Origin of the sequence: Sulfitobacter albidus (assembly GCF_018200035.1) — a bacterium.
Classification (GTDB): Bacteria; Pseudomonadota; Alphaproteobacteria; order Rhodobacterales; family Rhodobacteraceae; genus Sulfitobacter; species Sulfitobacter albidus.
In genome coordinates, this window is record NZ_CP073581.1 from 3,257,614 (window position 1) to 3,273,473 (window position 15,860).

A 15,860-nucleotide genomic window follows, 5' to 3' on the forward strand; every position below is an offset into this window, starting at 1 on the left:
CGTGGGGGTTATATCTGCCATGAATGTATCGCGATCTGTGGGAATGGCAAAAGCAATGAGTGGACAAAAAACCGTGACACCCTCGGCGGAGAGCCTCGCCGCGTCTATCAAGGCCACAGGCACGCGCGGATTGCCGCCGGTGGAGAAATGGAATCCGCCGTTCTGTGGTGACATCGACATGGAGATTCGGCGCGATGGTACCTGGTTTTATGAGGGTACGCCCATTGGGCGGCCCGGATTGGTCAAGCTGTTTGCCTCGATCCTGATCCGCGAGGACGATGCCTATTTTCTGGTCACGCCGGTGGAGAAAGTGGGCATCCGGGTGCAGGACGCGCCCTTTGTCGCGGTGGATTTCGACGCCGAGGGGGAGGGCGCGGATCAAGTGCTGCGCTTTACCACCAACCTTGACGATGTGACCGTCGCGGGGGCCGATGCGCCGATGAGGGTAGAGCGGGATCCCGAGACCGGGGAGCCGTCGCCCTACGTTCGGGTGCGCCGCAATCTGGAGGCGTTGATTGATCGTAAGTCCTTCTATCGATTGGTGGATTTGGGGGTGCATTACGATGGCTGGTTCGGCGTTTGGTCGGGGGGGACGTTCTTTGGCATCATCCCGTCGGACGAGCTGCCGGAGAGCTAGGCGGTGATCCCCGCCGCCAACCTCAGCCACCTGTGGCAGGAGCTTCCGGTGATGGACCGCTTCGACGCGGCGGGGGCTGCGGGGTTTGCGGCGGTCGAGATGCTGTTTCCCTACGAGCTGCCCGCGCGCGAGGTGCAGCAGGCACTGGGGCGGAACGGTTTGCGCATGGTGCTGATCAACGCGCCGCCGCCCAATTACACCGGTGGGGAGCGGGGATTTGCCGCCGTGCCGGGGAGCGAGGCGCGGTTTGACCATGACATGCGCCGGGCGTTTCGCTACGCGCAGGCGCTGGGCGTGGGCGTGATCCATGTGATGGCCGGGGAGGGCGCCGGAGAGGAGGCGCGCGCGGCGATGATCGACAACCTGACGCGCGCCTGTGCGGCGGCACCCAAGGGCATCACGCTGACGATCGAGCCTTTGTGTGCCGAGTCGGCGCCGGGCTATTTCCTGAATGATTACAATGCGGCGGCAGAGATTATCGCGGCGGTGGGCGCGCCTGATCTGGGGCTGCAGTTCGACAGCTACCATGCGCAGATGATCCACGGGGATGCGGTCGCGATCTATGAGAAATTCGCGGATATCATCCGTCACGTGCAATTGGGCGATGCGCCGGGACGGGTGCCGCCGGGGCAGGGCAGCGTGGATTTTGCCGGGCTGTTTGCGGCGCTGCGGGCGGCGAAATATCGCGGCTATGTGGCGGGGGAATACACGCCTGGCGGGGCCACGGAAAAGACCCTTGATTGGGTGAAAGCGCTGTGATCCCCGCCCGATTTGCGCCGGTCCTTTTTGGCCTGATCCTGTCGGGGCTGATGTCGTGCATCGTCTCGGGCATCGCCACGTTTCGGGCGATGGGGCTGGTCGAGGGCGTGGGGGCGGCGTGGCTGGGCGCGTGGCTGTTCAGCTGGGTCGTCGCCTTTCCGACGGTGCTGTTCGTGGCGCCGATGACGCGCAGATTGGTCGCGCGGTTGGTGGCGCAGGGGCCAAAAGGTTAACGGCTCGGCGGGCTATGGGCGAATCGGGGCACAGTCTGTGCACCGGGCGTACACCGCGCGTGCACCGGCGGTGTGCGGGCGCGGGTGTTGCGGCGATGTGTTACCGGGGCGTGCGGTTGGATTTCTGAACGCGTGGTAAACGGCGGCAAAGATTTTGCTGCTGTGGCTAATGCGCCTCGGCCCAGTTGCTGCCGGTGCCCGCGTCGACCGAGAGGGACACGTCGAGTTTGACGACCGGGTCGGACGCGGCTTCCATCACTTTGCGGGCAGTGTCGATCAGCGTGTCTTCGGCGCCTTGATCGACCTCGAACAGCAATTCGTCGTGTACTTGCAGCAGCATCTTGGCCGGCTGTCCCGCGATGGCGTCGGGCATGCGGATCATCGCGCGGCGGATGACGTCGGCGGCGGTGCCCTGAATGGGCGCGTTGATCGCGGCGCGGGCGGCGAAGCCTGCGCGCGGACCCTTGGAGGCGATTTCGGGCGTGTGGATTTTGCGGCCAAAGAGGGTTTGCACGAACCCGTGTTCCCTGGCGAAGGATTTGGTGTCGTCCATGTATTTGCGGATGCCGGGGAAGCGTTCGAAATAGCGGTCGATGAATCCCTGCGCCTCGGCCCGCGGGATGCGCAGATTGCGCGCAAGGCCAAAGCCCGAGATGCCGTAGATGACGCCGAAATTGATCGCCTTGGCCTGACGGCGCACGTCTGACGTCATTTCGTCCATCGGGACATTGAACATCTCGGACGCGGTCATGGCGTGGATGTCGTGCCCGTCGGCAAAGGCCTGTTTCAGCTCGGGGATGTCGGCGATGTGGGCCAGCAGGCGCAATTCGATCTGGGAATAGTCGAGGGCGACCAGCGTCTTGCCCTCTTCGGCGACGAACGCCTCGCGGATGCGGCGGCCTTCTTCGGTGCGGATGGGGATGTTTTGCAGGTTGGGATCGGTGGAGGCGAGGCGCCCGGTGGAAGCGCCGGTGATGGAATAGGACGTATGCACGCGGCCCGTGTCGGGGTTGATGTGGTCCTGCAGCGCGTCGGTGTAGGTGGATTTAAGCTTTGACAGTTGCCGCCAGTCGAGCACGCGGGCGGGCAGGTCATGTTCGGTGGCGAGGTCTTCGAGCACGTCGGCGCCGGTGGCGTAGGCGCCCGTCTTGCCCTTCTTGCCGCCCTCAAGGCCCATTTCGTCGAACAGGATTTCGCCCAGTTGCTTGGGCGAGCCGACGTTGAAGCTGCGCCCGGCGAGTTCGTGGATCTCGGCCTCGAGCGCGCCCATTTTCTGGGCAAAGGCGTTGGACATGCGGCTGAGGGTGTCGCGGTCGACCTTGACGCCGTGACGCTCCATCTGTGCCAGAACGGGGACGAGCGGGCGTTCGAGTGTTTCGTAGACGCGGGTGGTTTGCGCGCGGTGCAGCTGCGGTTTGAACAGCTGCCACAGGCGCAGGGTGATGTCGGCATCCTCGGCGGCGTAGGGGACGGCATCGGCAAGCGGCACCTTGTCGAAGGTGATCGCGGATTTGCCGGACCCCAGCAGCGGCTTGATCGGCAGCGGGGTGTGGTTGAGGTAGCGTTCACTCAGCGTGTCCATGCCATGACCGTGCAGGCCCGCGTGCATGGCGTAGGACATCAGCATCGTGTCGTCGAAGGGGGCCAGCGTGATGCCGATCTGGGCAAAGATCTTGGCGTCGTATTTCATGTTCTGCCCGATCTTGAGGATGCCGGGATCCTCCAGCACGGGCGTGAGCATTTTCAGCGCGTCGTCGAGTGGCATCTGTCCCTCGGCCAGATCGTCGGAGCCAAAAAGATCGTCGCCGCGATTGGCCTTGTGGATAAGCGGGATATAGCACGCCTCCCCGGCCTCGACACAGAGCGAGATGCCGACGAGATCGGCGGTCATTTCATTCAGGCCGGTGGTTTCGGTATCTACGGCGACGTAGCCGCGGGCGTAGATTTTATCGATCCATGTTTGCAGCTCTTCGGCGGTGCCGACTTGCGTGTAGGTGGATTTGTCGAAATCGGGCGCCTCGATCTGTGGCGCGTCCTCGGCGGGGGCGGGATCGGGGATTGTGGGTGCTTCGACCTTGAGCGCGTCGGCGATGCGTTTGGTGAGGGTGCGGAACTCCATCCGCGTCAGGAAATCGAGGAGTTTCTGCGGATCGGGGTCGCGGATTTCCAGATCGTCGAGGGTGAAGGTCAGCGGCGTGTTCTCATCCAGCTGCACGAGGCGCTTGGACAGCTCGATCTGGGCGCGGTTGTCGATGAGGGTCTGGCGGCGCTTGGGCTGTTTGATCTCTTCGGCGCGGTCGAGCAGGGTTTCGAGATCGCCGTATTCATTGATAAGCAGGGCGGCGGTTTTGATGCCGATGCCGGGCGCACCCGGCACGTTGTCGACCGAATCGCCCGCGAGCGCCTGCACGTCGACCACGCGGTCGGGGCCGACGCCGAATTTCGCCTCCACACCTTCGACGTCGATTGTGTTGTTCTTCATCGCGTCGAACATTTCCACGCCGCCGCCGACCAGTTGCATCAGATCCTTGTCCGAGCTGATGATGGTACAGCGCCCGCCGGCGTTGCGGGCCTGCACGGCGAGGGTGGCGATGATGTCGTCGGCCTCGTATCCCTCCATCTCTTCGCAGGCGATGTTGAAGGCGTGGGTGGCCTCGCGCGTCAGGGGGATCTGCGGGCGCAGGTCTTCGGGCATGGCCTCGCGGTTAGCCTTGTACTGGTCGTACATGTCGTTGCGGAAGGTATGGCTGCCCTTGTCAAAGATCACGGCGATATGGGTGACGTCGCCGCCCGCGTTCCCTTCGACGTAGCGTTGCAGCATGTTGCAAAAGCCCGACACCGCGCCGATGGGCAGACCGTCGGATTTGCGCGTGAGCGGGGGCAGCGCGTGGTAGGCGCGGAAGATGAACGCCGATCCGTCGATCAGATGCAGGTGGTGTCCCTTGCCGAATGCCATTGTGCGCTCCTCCATGTGTGGCGTCCCTTTTGCCACGGGGGCGGCGGGGCTGCTAGGGGGTCAGTGGTAGAGCCCGTGCGACACGGAAACCGAGAGCGGCAGCGGCGTCCAGAGGCCAAAGCGCACGCCGGCGGCGCGCAGCTTTTCCCCCAGCCAGACGTTGCAGGTGCGCAGCAGATGAAAGCGGCCGTGGGCGGGATAGAACGCATCGGTGGGCGTGAACCCCGCACGCAGCACCGGGTCGCGTGCAGTCAGTTCGGCGGTGATCCCGGCCAGAAGGGCCGCGTATTGCGCATCGCTGAGCAGCAGGCTGCGCAGGCTGTGGTTGTCTGGTAGCGCGCCCGCGATGTCGATGCGCAGCACGGCGCTGTCTCCGACCACGCTACGCACCACGGTGCCGACCGTCACGTCGGTATAGTCGCCGACGGTGGTGTAGAATGCCGCCCGCCATAGCCCACGATCAGATGCCGCGCGGCGGCGTTCTGAGGTACAAGATTCCCAAACGCTGCGCGTACCCGCGCATCCAGCGGCAGGACAAAATCATAGTGGATCGGCCCTTTGGCCAGATAAATCGCGTGCGGGCGGGTGTTCGAGTTGGAGGCGGGCAGCGACGCAACCGCGCCGCCCAGAACCGCCGCGATCAGGTAAATCGCGGGCAGGGCCAGAACGGCGAGAAGTGCCGCCCTCAGACTTTGCCCTCGAAATCGCGGTGGATGAACTTGCAATCGCAATAGCCACATTCGACCCAGCCCTTGTCCGCCGGGATCTGATACCAGACGCGCGGATGGCCCAACGCGCCTTCGCCGCCGTCGCAGGCGATGCGATAGCTGTCAACGATGCGGGTTTCGGGCGTTTGGGCTGTCATTGGCGGAACCTCGTGTACGGAGCGCGGTATGCTGTGGCCTTCCTTATGGCGAATGCGGCGTTTGCCAGCAAGGGGCGGGAAGGCGATTCGTTTGGGGGGGGATTCGCGGGTGAATAGCGCCTGTCGGGGCCGTTCAGTGCCCCCGCCTGTGGCGCGGGGCATACCCCATTTGGGATACGGCTACGGAAAATTTGATTGAACGGTCCATTTTTTGCCGTAATCGGTTGCCCCAGGGTCAAGAAGAGGTTGATCACGGCCTCCCGGGTCGGCCATGCTGAGGGCATACTTCGATACGGTAACACTCAAGTCTTTCAGTTTTCCGCTTCCTTATAACCCCGGGGGAGAGGTGTTTTCGAAGGGGATCCGACCGGTCGGGCGCCTGCGCCGGGCCAAGGACAGCGGCATATTACGCCGTGGTTTTACGGATCGCCGGACAGGATGCTTCGGTCAGTTCGCTGACACCTCCGGGGGCCCATTCCTCCCCTCACATTTCTGTATAGCTTTAACGGGTTTCCGTCACTCCCTGCGGTCGGTACAACACTCGCGAACCTTGCCGTTGTCGAATGGATGCCCGCATGTCTGCCCCGAAACCCGTTGTCCTGTGTATCCTTGATGGCTGGGGTATTGGTGCGACCGATGCGGGCAATGCGCCTGCACTGGCCAGCACCCCGACGATGGACCGGCTGATGGCTGACTGCCCCAATGCCACGCTCACGACGTTCGGCCCCGATGTGGGGTTGCCGCGCGGGCAGATGGGCAATTCGGAAGTGGGCCACACGAATATCGGCGCGGGCCGGGTGGTGGCCATGGATCTGGGACAGATCGATCTGGCGATCGAGGAGGGACGCTTTGCGCAGGAGGCGCCGTTGCGCGCGTTCATCGATGCGCTGAAGTCCTCCGGCGGGACGGCGCATCTGATGGGGCTGGCATCGGACGGGGGCGTGCACGGGCATATCAGCCATATGATCGAAGCGGCGCGGGTGATTGCTGCCGCAGGCGTGCCGGTGGTGATCCACGCGCTGACCGACGGGCGCGACGTGGCGCCGCGCGCGGCGGGCGAGGATATCGACCGGCTGGCGCAGGCGCTGCCCGAGGGGGTGCGCATCGCCACCGTCTGCGGACGCTATTTCGCGATGGATCGCGATCAGCGGTGGGATCGGGTGGCCCGCGCGGCGGGGGCGATCCTGCACGGAGACGCGGAGGCGGCCCCGGATGCGGCCACTGTGGTGGCGGACGCCCATGCAGCGGACACCGGCGATGAATTTATCGAACCACGGGTGATCGACGGCTACGCGGGCGCGCGGGACGGCGACGGGTTTTTCTGCCTCAATTTTCGCGCCGACCGCGCGCGGGAGATCATGGCGGCGCTGGCGGCGCCGGACTTTGATGCGTTCGACCGGGGGACACCGGTGGCTTGGGCCGATGTGCTGGGCATGGCGCCTTACTCGGACGCGCATGACGCCTATATGCGCACGCTTTATCCCAAACCCGAGATCCCGAACACGCTGGGCGCGTGGGTCGCGGCCAAGGGGTTGCGGCAGTTCCGGCTGGCGGAGACCGAGAAATACCCGCATGTGACGTTCTTTCTGAACGGTGGGCAGGAAACTCCGGAGCCCGGAGAGGACCGCCACATGCCCCTGTCGCCAAAGGTGGCGACCTATGATCTGCAACCCGAGATGTCGGCGGGCGATGTGACCGCGCAGCTCGTGCAGGCGATCGAGCAGCGCTATGATCTGATTGTCGTGAATTTTGCGAACCCCGATATGGTCGGCCATACCGGCGATCTGGCGGCCGCGATGGCGGCGTGCGAGGCCGTGGATGCGGGTCTGGCTCAGGCGCTGGCGGCGTTGAGGCGCGTGGGCGGTGCGATGATCGTGACCGCCGATCACGGCAATTGCGAAATGATGATCGACCCAGAGACGGGCGGTCCGCACACGGCGCATACGCTGAACCCCGTGCCGGTTATTCTGGTCGGGGGCCCGAGGGGGCAAGCCTGCGCGACGGGCGGCTGGCGGATCTGGCGCCCACGGTGTTGAGGCTGATGGGGCTGGATACACCGCCCGAGATGACCGGGGAGAGCCTGATCGCATGATGTGGCGCGCGGCCCTCCTGTGTGCGGCTTTGGCCGGGCCTGCGTCGGCGCAGGACGGTGCGGCAGCGCAGGCGCGCGCGGCATTGACGCAGCTGGAGGGCGCGCTGGCGCAGCTGGATGAGGCGCAAAGCGCGCGCAACCGCATCCGCGCTTTGACCGAGACCATTCAGGCCTTCGAGGACGGGCTGGCCGCGATGCGTACCGGCCTGCGCGAGGCGGCGATTCGCGAGGCGCAGCTGACGCAGCGGTTGGCGGCGCGGGAGACGGAAGTGGCGCAGCTGATCGCCGCGCTGCAGAGCATCGGCACACCGCGCACGCCCACGGCATTGCTGCACCCCGACGGGCCCACGGGCACGGCGCGGGCGGGCCTGCTGCTGGCCGATCTGACGCCGGCGTTGAACGCGCGGGCCGACCGGTTGCGGCGTGATCTGGAGGATGTGCAGACGCTGCGCGTGTTGCAGACGGACGCGGCGGCGCGGCTGCGCGAGAGCCTGACGGCGGTGCAGGGCGCGCGCACGGCGCTCAATCAGGCGATGGCGGAGCGCACGGATCTGCCGCGCCGCTTTGTCGAGGATCCGGTGTCGACCGCGATCCTGATCGCCTCGACCGAGACGCTGTCGGGCTTTGCCTCGGGCCTGTCGCAGATCGTGGCGGAAGAAGACCTGAACGTGCGCGCCCCCACGGCCATCGAGGCGGAGATCGGCAGCTTGCCCCTGCCGGTGCAGGGTCTGGTGCTGCGCGCGATGAACGAGCCGGACGCGGCGGGGGTGGCACGGCCCGGCGTGCTGATCGCGACGCGCCCGCGTGCGATTGTCACATCGCCCACGGCGGCCACGATCCGCTACACCGGCCCTCTATTGGATCTTGGCAACGTCATGATCCTTGAGCCGCGGGCGGATACGCTGTTTGTGCTTGCGGGGCTTGAGACGGTGTATGGCAGCGCGGGCGAGGTGATCGCCGCCGGTGCGCCGATTGGATTGATGGGCGGCCCTGCCGCGACACTCGGCGGGGAATTGTCAACAGATGGTGAGGGCACTGGCGCCGCGCGCTCGGAAACGCTCTATATGGAAGTAAGACAGGATAATGTTCCGCAGGACCCAGAGGCGTGGTTCAGAACTGACAAGGATGGTGAGTAGATGAAGAAATTTATGATGGCTGCCGCGGGCGGCATTGTCGCGGGCGTGATCGCCACGACCCAGATCGCGGCCCCCTGCTGGCGCAGGAAGCGGCCAAGACCGAAAACGTGTACGAGCAGCTGGATCTGTTTGGCGACATCTTCGAGCGGATCCGCGCGCAGTATGTCACCGAGGTCGACAGCGGCGAGCTGATCGAGGCGGCGATTGACGGGATGCTGACATCGCTCGATCCACATTCGAGCTACCTGTCGCCCAAGGACGCCGCCAAGATGCGTGAGCAGACGCGCGGGGAATTTGGCGGCCTTGGCATCGAGGTCACGCAGGAGGACGGTTTCGTCAAGGTCGTCTCGCCCATCGACGGCACCCCCGCCGATGAGGCCGGGATCGAGGCCGGCGATTTCATCACCCACGTCAACGGCGAGAGCCTGCTGGGCCTCGTGCTGGACGAGGCGGTGGAGATGATGCGCGGCCCGGTCGGATCGGAGATCGTCATCACGGTCGTGCGCGAGGGGGAGCAGGAGCCGTTCGACGTGTCGATCATCCGCGACACCATCGAGCTGACGGTCGTGCGCTCGCGCACCGAAGGCGAGACGGTCGTGCTGCGCCTCACCACCTTCAACGAGCAGACCTATCCCAAGATGGCCGAGCAACTGGCCGAGCGGGTCGAGCAGCTGGGCGGTATGGAGAACGTCAATGGCTTTGTGATCGACATGCGCAACAACCCCGGCGGTCTGCTGACGCAGGCGATCCGGGTGTCGGATGCCTTCCTTGAGGAAGGGGAGATCGTCAGCACGCGGGGCCGGGAGGCCGCCGACGGCGACCGCTATAACGCGCAGGCCGGTGATCTGGCCGAGGGCAAGCCCATCGTGGTGCTGATCAACGGCGGCTCTGCCTCCGCGTCCGAGATCGTGGCAGGCGCGTTGCAGGATCACCGCCGGGCCGTGGTCATCGGGACCAAGAGTTTCGGCAAGGGATCGGTGCAGACGGTGATGCCACTGCGCAGCCAGGGTGCGATGCGCCTGACGACGGCGCGCTATTACACCCCGTCGGGCCGGTCGATCCAGGCGCTGGGCGTGTCGCCCGACATCATCGTGGCCCAGCCGCCGCGTCGCCCCGAGGCCGAGGATGAGGAAGCCGAAGGCGCGGCGGCGGTCTTCTCCCGCTCGGAAGCGGATCTGCGCGGCAGCCTCGACAACGACAGCCTGACCGAGGACCAGATCGAGCAGATCGAGGCCGACCGCGAGAAGGTCGAGAAAGCCGCCGAGCTGCGCGAGGAGGATTACCAGCTGGCCTATGCCATCGACATCCTCAAGGGTCTGTCGGCGCTGGATGCGCGCGACGAGTAAGCCTGCGCTGAGATTGCGGAAAGGGGCCGTCCTGTGGGGCGGCCCTTTTTCGTTTGGGGGGCTGATATCCGGGGGGTGGGGACGGTGGCGCTGTCCGCCGATTTGACTGATCCGCGTCAATCAAAGGGAGGTGAGGCGGCCATTGTTTTGGCAGGCTTGGTTTAGGTCCGCTGTGCGCGATGCAGCGACAATTCGCTGCGTTTGCGCAAATAACTGCATGGTAGATCACCAAATGAATGCCTGTGCGCTTCAGCAGCTTCATTAATGACGCGAAGTGCAGGTAGATCAGCTCTCTTGATCGCCTTGGGCATGAAGTTTCTCCACTTCGGGAGATGTAGCGATACCAACAACTTCAAATCGACCCGTAAAGTTTAGAGCGATGTAGATTGCGACGCAAAAAAGAAGGAAACCCAAAAAGTTTGGTTCATAGGCTTCCCGCGCCTCACGATAAATGTTGAGACCTTCAATATTCCGGAGAACCGAAAAGCCCATCATTCCAATCCCAAAAAATACTGGGAGCTGTAAAAGGAAAAATCGCCTAAGACGTCGCGCGCCAGTCAGATAGAGAAAACAGCCACAACCGCCGCACATGTGGAAATCGATACGATTGTGACCCCGGTATGGATTAGTAGCACCCATTCTTCCTGGAGACTGAGGGCGACTACAGTTTGGGCATCTAATGCCAGTGAATTTCGACCACCAACTCGGACGCTCGCCAAGTAGCGGCTTAGTTACTATTGGTGGACTGTGAACCCGTCGTGCCAATACCAGAAGTCCTTGTCTTCGGAAAACCTTGAGATTTCAACATGTCGATTACTAGACCGTTTAATCCAAGTCTTTCAGAAAAGTAGTCATTCATGTAGCGTGCAGCATTCTCCACAATGGGCTCGAACCGGTCATTCACCGTGTCGGAGGGCCACGCGGACGCTACCTTCGCTCACCCGGTCTCCAGGCAGTGGCGGCGGAAGGCGCGTTTGAGCATGTCCAGCTCGGCGCGCAAGAGGTCCACCTCGACGCGCATGTCGTCGGCGAGCGCTTCGCCGGCCATCAGGGTGATGGTGCCGATCTGTTCGTCGGTATCGGCGTCGGCAATCAGCAGGGTTTGCATCCCGTCGGCAATCGCCTCGGGCGGGATCGGCACGCGCAGGGCAAAGCCGGTGCGGTCGGGGATCACTTCGACGGTGACGTCTGCGACGGATGTGCCTTGATGGGTCACGTCGACCTTGGGCAGCGCGCCGCCGGAGCCGCTCAGCAGCCCCTCCCAGACGCCCTGCTGGAATTTGGTTTTGGTCAGGGTCAGGTTGGTCATCGCATCCCTCGTCAGATCTGCGCGCGCGGGCGGCGCGAGAAGGTTAGATCGCGCAGCACGACCTGGTTCATCTCCGGGCCTTCAAAGATCAGGTCGATCCATGCGCCTTCGACCCGGCGTTCGTTCATCTTGGAATAGGCGAGGTCGAATTCGACGACGATCTGATCCTCGGTAAAGTCGATCTCGCGTACGATCTGTTCGGTGTTGGGGCCGTTCTTGATGTTGAGGCGGGCGAAGATTTCGATCGGTTTTTCCAGCTCGACGATCATGTCCATGCGTAGAAGGTGGGTGCGTTTGAGGCCCGTGTAGCCCTCTTCGGGCAGGTCGACGACCAGCGACAGGAACGACCCGTCAAAGCGGAAGACATCCATGCGCAGACCGTAGGGGGCGAGGTCTTCCTCGCGCAGGTTGCGCAGCTGGCGCAGGGTCAGCTCGGAGATGGTGCAATCGTGGAACAGCGTCACCTCGTTGCCGAGCATTGCGCGGGTCTGCACGGAGCTGAGGCCGGGTTGCGGCAGCGGGCCGCGCCACAACTCGGGCCGCCATGCCCAATCGGCGTTATGCGGTTTGGGAAAGCTGGTGGAGCCGATGAGTGGCAGGGCGAGCCGTTCGTCGGCGACGTGGATCAGCTCATCCAGGTGCGCCTTGAGCTGGCGGGCCTTGAGGCGCTGGCGCCGCAGCCCGGCCAGATCGGCCTTGCGCGCCATGCGGGCGTTGCGCGCCCATTTGGCGATTGCCCGGCTGTAGAACGCCGCATCGAGGAAATTTTCGCCGATCTTTGCCATCTGTCGTATCCCAACTGCACGCACCTTTGTGCCGCACATTCCTTGCGTTCGCCTGAACGGGTGTGCGTTTGGCGCAGAGTGCCATTTTTGCCCCCGGTCGCGCAAGCGCCCGTGTACGCTACCCCGCCAGCGTGGTGTCGATGGAGCGGCGGATCATCTCTTCGAGCAGGCCCGCCCCTTCGATGGAGACGGCGCGTTTGTCTTTCGGGCCAAAGAGGCTGGCGCCCATGGTGAACGCGCCCACCCGCGCGGTGGCGCGCCAGTGCAGATCGTCCATCGCGGGCAGGGGCGGATCCCCGGTGGTGGCGAATATCACGTGATCGCCGCGGTTGCGCACCCGTTCGGGGCGCTGGTGCCCGTGGCGCTGGCGATGTCCTGCGGCGTGGGCAGGGGGGCGTCAGCACCGGTGCGGGTGAAGCTGACGCTCATCAGGCCCAGCGGCGCGCCGCGGCTGCCCGTGGTGGCGCCGAGCGTGTCGCAACGCGCCATCAGCGCAAAGCTTTCGTTGAGGGTTTTGGGATCGATGCAGAACCCGGTGGGCGGCACCAGCGTGACCGCCCCGCGCATCATCTTTGCCTGCGTGAGGGGTGGCGCCTGATCGCCCGCGATGCCCGACAGAACGCCCGAGGCGTCCGGCAGGGCATCGCACCCCGCCAGCGCGCCGCAGAGCACGAGGGCTGCGACCCTAGAGATCCATGTAGTCATGCTTTTCCATCTTGCCGCCGGGGTGCGTGACCGCGCCGAGGTACGTGGGCCCGACAAGCTGGGCGTATTTCCACAGCGCGCCGGAGGCATAGATCGTCTCGCGCGGGCCTTCCCATGCTTTTTTGCGTGTCGCCAGCTCGTCGTCGGTCAGGTCCACGGAAATCGTGCCCTTCATGGCGTCGATGGTGATCATGTCGCCGTTTTGCAGCAGGCCGATGGGGCCACCCATCGCGGCCTCCGGCCCGACGTGGCCCACACAAAAGCCGCGCGTGGCGCCCGAGAAGCGGCCATCGGTGATGAGGGCGACCTTTTTGCCCATGCCCTGCCCCGATAGCGCCGCCGTCGTCGCCAGCATTTCGCGCATACCCGGACCGCCGCGCGGCCCTTCGTTGCGGATCACGAAGACGTCGCCTTCGGAGTAGGTGCGGTTTTGCACGGCTTCGAAGGCGTCCTGTTCGCATTCGAACACCAGCGCGGGGCCGGTAAACAGGATGTCCTCCTCGGCCATGCCGGCGATTTTCACGATGGCGCCTTCGGGGGCGAGGTTACCCTTGAGGCCCACGACGCCGCCGGTGGTGGAGATCGGGTTGGAGATCGCGTGGATCACCTTGCCGTCCGCCTCGCGGGTGACCTTATCAAGCACCTCGCCCATGCTCTCGCCCGTGGCGGTCATGCAGTCGAGGTGGATGAGGCCCGCCTTGCGCAGCTCGTTCATCACGACAGGCACGCCACCCGCCTCGTAGAGATCTTTGGCCACATAGGCGCCGCCGGGCTTCATATCGACGAAATGCGGCGTGTCGCGGAAGATCTCGCAGACGTCATCGAGGAAGAAGTCGATGCCACATTCGTGGGCCATGGCGGGCAGGTGCAGGCCCGCGTTGGTCGAGCCGCCGGTGCAGGCGACGATGCGCGCGGCGTTCTCGAACGCTTCGCGGGTGCAGATGTCGCGGGCGCGGATGTTTTTCTCGATCAGGTGCATGACGGCGGCGCCCGACGCGCGGCCGTATGCGTCGCGGTCCTTGTAGGGGCGGGCATGCCCGAGGAGTTGGGCAGTGCGAGGCCGATCGCCTCTGACACGCAGGCCATGGTGTTGGCGGTGAACTGGCCGCCGCAGGCCCCCGCCGACGGGCAGGCGATGCGTTCGAGAATCTCAAGCTCGGCCTCGGTCATGGTGCCGGATTGGTAGTTGCCGACGGCCTCGAACATGTCCTGAACGGTCAGATCACGCTCGGCAAAGCTTTGCGGGATGTCCGCGCCCTTGGGCGCCTTGCCCGGCAGGATCGAGCCGCCGTAAAGGAATACCGACGGCACGTTGAGCCGCAGCATCGCCATCATCATGCCGGGCAGGGATTTGTCGCAGCCGGCCAGACCGACGATGGCGTCGTAGCAGTGACCGCGCATGGTCAGCTCGACCGTGTCGGCGATGGCCTCGCGCGAGGCGAGCGAAGACCGCATGCCCTCGTGGCCCATGGCGATGCCGTCGGTCACGGTGATGGTGGTGAATTCGCGCGGTGTGCCCTGCTCTTCCTTGACGCCGACCTTGACGGCCTGCGCCTGACGCGAGAGCGCGATGTTGCACGGCGCGGCTTCGTTCCAGCAGGTTGCGACGCCGACGAGGGGTTGGTGGATCTCTTCCTCGGTCATGCCCATCGCGTAGTAATACGACCGGTGCGGCGCGCGCGCGGGGCCTTCGGTCACGTGACGGCTGGGCAGTTTGGATTTGTCGAAACGCTGGTTGCTGGACATCGGTTTGCTCCCTGATCTTGCTTGGTTTCTCGATAGGCGAGCGGGCGCGCGCTGGCAAGGCTGATGGGGCGCCTGCGGCGTGCTTGCCCGTTGTGCACAAGGCGGTGCGATGGAAAAATTATTGGTGTACTAATGAATTTTCATTTGACAGGCCGGGGTCGGTCGGCGCTCAATAAAGGCGAATTGACGCAGGAGGCCGCTTTGAGTTTCGTTCGTAACGCGTGGTATGTCGCCGGATGGTCGCGTGATTTTGGCGAGGCGTTGAGCGCGCTGGAGATCACCGCGCAGCGGCTGGTGATGTTCCGCGACAGCACAGGCGCGGTGAAGGCGCTGGAGGATCGCTGCCCGCACCGGTTGCTGCCGCTGTCCAGGGGCAAGCGTATCGGGGACACGATCCAATGCGGCTATCACGGGATGACGTTTAACGGGGAAGGCACCTGCGTGCGCGTCCCCGGCCAGGACAACACCCCGCGCAGCGCCTATGTGCGGGCGTTCCCTGTGGTGGAGCGGCACGGGATCGTCTGGATCTGGATGGGTGACGCGGCGCTGGCGGACGAGAGCGCGATATTCGATCTTCCGGAGTTCTCGGACCCCGATTGGCACGCGCATCACGGCGGGCATCTGGAGATCACGGCGCATTATCTGAACGTCGCCGAGAACCTTGTGGACCCGGCGCACGTCAGCTTTGTGCATCCCACCACGCTGGGCAATGCAGCGTCAGAGGATGTGCCGGTGCATGTGTCGACCTCCGGCAAGGTGATCCGCGCGTGGCGCTGGATAAGGGATGCGCCGCCCATCGGGTTTTTCCAGCAGTTCGGCGGGTTCGACGGCAATGTGGACCGCTGGCACTACTATGACCTGCATCTGCCCTCGACGGCGGTGATTGATTTCGGGTCGGTGGACACGGCGCTCGCGTGTCCCGAGGACGAACGCGACCGCGGCGTGCGCATCTTTGCCATCCACTTCGTCACGCCGGTGAACGAAAACCAGACCGTCGATCACTGGATGCACCTGCGTAATACCGCGCAGGGGATGACGCGGCCTCGGGCAAGATGGACGCGATGTTCGAGGTTGCGTTTGGCGAGGATAAGGCGATTCTGGAGGCGGTACACGAAGAGGAACAACGCCCGCAGACCCGCCGCCCCATCCGCATCGCCATCGACAAGGGACCCACCGTTTACCGCAAGCGCATCCGCGAATTGGTCGAAGCGGAAGCCATCGAAGATCTGGGGGAGCCGGTCTCGCCGGTATTCGTCCAGCACGATTGATAACAATGACCAGCCAACAGAGA

General features: G+C 64.4%; 13 protein-coding genes and 4 pseudogenes. 7 read left to right on the forward strand and 10 right to left on the reverse strand.

The features are described from left to right. Nucleotides 1–55 precede the first annotated feature (55 nt). Genes KDD17_RS15925 through KDD17_RS15935 form a run of 3 tightly spaced genes read left to right on the forward strand, consistent with a single transcriptional unit; the run spans nt 56 to nt 1,629 of the window. A complete protein-coding gene (locus tag KDD17_RS15925) occupies nt 56–637 on the forward strand; it encodes a DUF1285 domain-containing protein (protein WP_212704559.1) in 582 nt (193 codons plus the stop codon). A 51-nt stretch (nt 638–688) separates the two neighbouring features. Further along, nucleotides 689–1,396, forward strand: coding sequence for a hydroxypyruvate isomerase family protein (locus tag KDD17_RS15930; RefSeq protein WP_212706274.1), 708 nt, complete (start codon nt 689–691; stop codon nt 1,394–1,396). After that, nucleotides 1,393–1,629 carry a DUF2798 domain-containing protein gene (locus KDD17_RS15935; protein WP_212706275.1) on the forward strand — a complete coding sequence of 79 codons (237 nt, stop codon included), beginning with the start codon at nt 1,393–1,395 and terminating at the stop codon, nt 1,627–1,629. The genes KDD17_RS15930 and KDD17_RS15935 overlap by 4 nt, the downstream gene beginning before the upstream one ends. A gap of 166 nt (nt 1,630–1,795) precedes the next feature. Here KDD17_RS15935 and polA read toward each other — a convergent pair whose 3' ends face one another. The 4 genes from polA to KDD17_RS15955 are packed head-to-tail and all read right to left on the reverse strand — an operon-like array spanning nt 1,796 to nt 5,450. Continuing rightward, complete coding sequence (gene polA / locus KDD17_RS15940) at nt 1,796–4,585, reverse strand: DNA polymerase I (protein WP_212704560.1); 2,790 nt, start codon at nt 4,583–4,585, stop codon at nt 1,796–1,798. Nucleotides 4,586–4,645: 60 nt separating this feature from the next. Then, nucleotides 4,646–4,993 carry a DUF2459 domain-containing protein gene (locus KDD17_RS15945; RefSeq protein ID WP_212704561.1) on the reverse strand — a complete coding sequence of 116 codons (348 nt, stop codon included), beginning with the start codon at nt 4,991–4,993 and terminating at the stop codon, nt 4,646–4,648. Beyond that, nucleotides 4,990–5,310, reverse strand: a complete 321-nt coding sequence (locus tag KDD17_RS15950; protein WP_212704562.1) for a hypothetical protein — start codon at nt 5,308–5,310, stop codon at nt 4,990–4,992. The genes KDD17_RS15945 and KDD17_RS15950 overlap by 4 nt, the downstream gene beginning before the upstream one ends. Then, nucleotides 5,271–5,450, reverse strand: coding sequence for a zinc-finger domain-containing protein (locus KDD17_RS15955; RefSeq protein ID WP_212704563.1), 180 nt, complete (start codon nt 5,448–5,450; stop codon nt 5,271–5,273). Before KDD17_RS15955 ends, KDD17_RS15950 begins: the two co-directional genes overlap by 40 nt. Nucleotides 5,451–6,025: 575 nt before the next feature. Here KDD17_RS15955 and gpmI point away from each other — a divergent pair. From gpmI to KDD17_RS15970, 3 genes and pseudogenes are all read left to right on the forward strand, one after another. Then, nucleotides 6,026–7,542, forward strand: a pseudogene (gpmI, locus tag KDD17_RS15960) (2,3-bisphosphoglycerate-independent phosphoglycerate mutase). Continuing rightward, nucleotides 7,542–8,678: a murein hydrolase activator EnvC family protein gene (locus KDD17_RS15965; protein ID WP_431358161.1), complete on the forward strand. Its 1,137-nt coding sequence runs from the start codon at nt 7,542–7,544 to the stop codon at nt 8,676–8,678. Before gpmI ends, KDD17_RS15965 begins: the two are co-directional and overlap by 1 nt. Beyond that, a pseudogene (locus KDD17_RS15970) lies at nt 8,679–10,024 on the forward strand (S41 family peptidase). Between the two features lie 937 nt (nt 10,025–10,961). Here the strand turns inward: KDD17_RS15970 and KDD17_RS15975 are convergent. From KDD17_RS15975 to KDD17_RS19330, 6 genes and pseudogenes are all read right to left on the reverse strand, one after another. Further along, a complete protein-coding gene (locus KDD17_RS15975) occupies nt 10,962–11,333 on the reverse strand; it encodes a hypothetical protein (RefSeq protein WP_212704565.1) in 372 nt (123 codons plus the stop codon). An 11-nt stretch (nt 11,334–11,344) separates the two neighbouring features. Beyond that, nucleotides 11,345–12,118 (reverse strand): DUF6478 family protein, encoded by a 774-nt coding sequence (locus KDD17_RS15980; RefSeq protein WP_212704566.1) that lies wholly within the window; start codon nt 12,116–12,118, stop codon nt 11,345–11,347. 118 nt (nt 12,119–12,236) lie between these two features. Further along, the gene (locus tag KDD17_RS15985) at nt 12,237–12,434 is read right to left on the reverse strand and encodes a hypothetical protein (RefSeq protein ID WP_212704567.1); all 198 of its coding nucleotides are present in this window, start codon (nt 12,432–12,434) and stop codon (nt 12,237–12,239) included. Beyond that, nucleotides 12,431–12,823, reverse strand: coding sequence for a hypothetical protein (locus tag KDD17_RS15990; RefSeq protein ID WP_212704568.1), 393 nt, complete (start codon nt 12,821–12,823; stop codon nt 12,431–12,433). Before KDD17_RS15990 ends, KDD17_RS15985 begins: the two co-directional genes overlap by 4 nt. After that, on the reverse strand, nt 12,804–13,538 hold the full coding sequence (locus tag KDD17_RS19325; protein WP_489146337.1) for an IlvD/Edd family dehydratase: 735 nt from the start codon (nt 13,536–13,538) through the stop codon (nt 12,804–12,806). The genes KDD17_RS15990 and KDD17_RS19325 overlap by 20 nt, the downstream gene beginning before the upstream one ends. Beyond that, a pseudogene (locus KDD17_RS19330) lies at nt 13,527–14,569 on the reverse strand (dihydroxy-acid dehydratase domain-containing protein); the annotation flags it as partial. The gene KDD17_RS19325 and the pseudogene KDD17_RS19330, both read right to left, overlap by 12 nt. A gap of 201 nt (nt 14,570–14,770) precedes the next feature. On the opposite strand from KDD17_RS19330, the pseudogene KDD17_RS16000 reads away from it, so the two are divergent. Then, nucleotides 14,771–15,837: pseudogene (locus KDD17_RS16000) on the forward strand (aromatic ring-hydroxylating dioxygenase subunit alpha). The last annotated feature ends 23 nt before the right edge of the window (nt 15,838–15,860 follow it).

What these genes read in the sequence shown, in the direction of transcription:
- KDD17_RS15955 (WP_212704563.1), bottom strand. Translation starts at nt 5,450, where the DNA reads ATGACAGCCCAAACGCCCGAAACCCGCATCGTTGACAGCTATCGCATC.
- KDD17_RS15925 (WP_212704559.1), top strand. Translation starts at nt 56, where the DNA reads ATGAGTGGACAAAAAACCGTGACACCCTCGGCGGAGAGCCTCGCCGCG.
- KDD17_RS19325 (WP_489146337.1), bottom strand. Translation starts at nt 13,538, where the DNA reads ATGAACGAGCTGCGCAAGGCGGGCCTCATCCACCTCGACTGCATGACC.
- KDD17_RS15980 (WP_212704566.1), bottom strand. Translation starts at nt 12,118, where the DNA reads ATGGCAAAGATCGGCGAAAATTTCCTCGATGCGGCGTTCTACAGCCGG.
- polA (WP_212704560.1), bottom strand. Translation starts at nt 4,585, where the DNA reads ATGGCATTCGGCAAGGGACACCACCTGCATCTGATCGACGGATCGGCG.
- KDD17_RS15930 (WP_212706274.1), top strand. Translation starts at nt 689, where the DNA reads ATGGACCGCTTCGACGCGGCGGGGGCTGCGGGGTTTGCGGCGGTCGAG.
- KDD17_RS15990 (WP_212704568.1), bottom strand. Translation starts at nt 12,823, where the DNA reads ATGACTACATGGATCTCTAGGGTCGCAGCCCTCGTGCTCTGCGGCGCG.
- KDD17_RS15975 (WP_212704565.1), bottom strand. Translation starts at nt 11,333, where the DNA reads ATGACCAACCTGACCCTGACCAAAACCAAATTCCAGCAGGGCGTCTGG.
- KDD17_RS15965 (WP_431358161.1), top strand. Translation starts at nt 7,542, where the DNA reads ATGTGGCGCGCGGCCCTCCTGTGTGCGGCTTTGGCCGGGCCTGCGTCG.